Origin of the sequence: Mesorhizobium sp. M4B.F.Ca.ET.089.01.1.1 (assembly GCF_004022605.1) — a bacterium.
Taxonomy (GTDB): domain Bacteria; phylum Pseudomonadota; class Alphaproteobacteria; order Rhizobiales; family Rhizobiaceae; genus Mesorhizobium; species Mesorhizobium abyssinicae.
This window is the reverse complement of record NZ_RZOS01000977.1, coordinates 1-917: the sequence shown is the minus strand read 5'-3', so window position 1 is coordinate 917 and position 917 is coordinate 1. Positions and strand designations below refer to the sequence as shown.

The 917-nt window shown below is 59.9% G+C and carries 1 protein-coding gene and 1 pseudogene; both read left to right on the top strand.

All coding sequences use genetic code 11. The annotated features are described in order from the left end of the window. Positions 1 to 567: site-specific integrase (locus EN780_RS35455; RefSeq protein WP_145971038.1), on the top strand; the 567-nt coding region annotated here is incomplete at its 5' end. Next, positions 561 to 917, top strand: a pseudogene (locus EN780_RS35450) (integrase); the annotation flags it as partial. The gene EN780_RS35455 and the pseudogene EN780_RS35450, both read left to right, overlap by 7 nt.

Here is a 917-nt window from a genome sequence, read left to right as displayed (position 1 = left end):
TACATCGATCGCGAGTCGATCGAACGCATCATCGCATCATGCGATCCATCGACGCGCAGGGGCATTCGTGACCGGGCATTGATCATGCTGCTGGCCAGGCTCGGGCTGCGTGCCGGGGACATCGCCACGTTGCAACTCGATGATATCGATTGGGATCAGGGCACGATCCGCGTATCTGGCAAGTCCAGGCGTGCGACCCGACTCCCGCTTCCCCAAGACGCCGGGGAGGCGATCCTGGCCTATATCGAACACGTTCGACCAACCGTCCCAGACAGGCATCTCTTCTTGCGAATGAACGCACCACATCGGTCGTTCGCTCGTTCGAGTATCGTTGGATGGGTCGTCAGGAAGTCAATCGAGCGAGCCGGTCTGACCGGCATCCCTTCCGGATCGCACGTTTTCCGTCACTCGCTTGCGACCGCCATGCTGCGAGAGGGCTCGACCCTGGAGGCGATCGGTACGGTGCTCAGGCACAGGAAGCCAGATACAACCGCGATCTATGCGAAGCTGGATTTTAACAAGTTAGGTGAGGTGGCGCAGCCCTGGATTGGAGGTGCGGCATGCTGATCGAGCACGTGGAGCGCTATGTTGACTACCGCCGCAAGCTCGGCGCCAAGTTCGTTGAAGGCGAACACGCCCTCACCAGATTTGGCCACTACGCCGATAAATGCGGCGACACGCATGTTACCACCGATAGGATCCATGAGTGGTGCAACCAGGCATGTTCGCCCGAGCGTGGTCGGGTCATATACAATCACCTGCGTCGCTTCTCCATTTTTCTGCGAGCAGAGGACTCCGGGCACGCCGTGCTACCTAAAGGCGCGTTCGGATCGCGGAAGAGCCCAAGACCGGCGCCACATCTGCTCCAGGCCGAGCAGATCGAGGCGATTTTATCGGCGGCCTTGACCCTGTCGTAC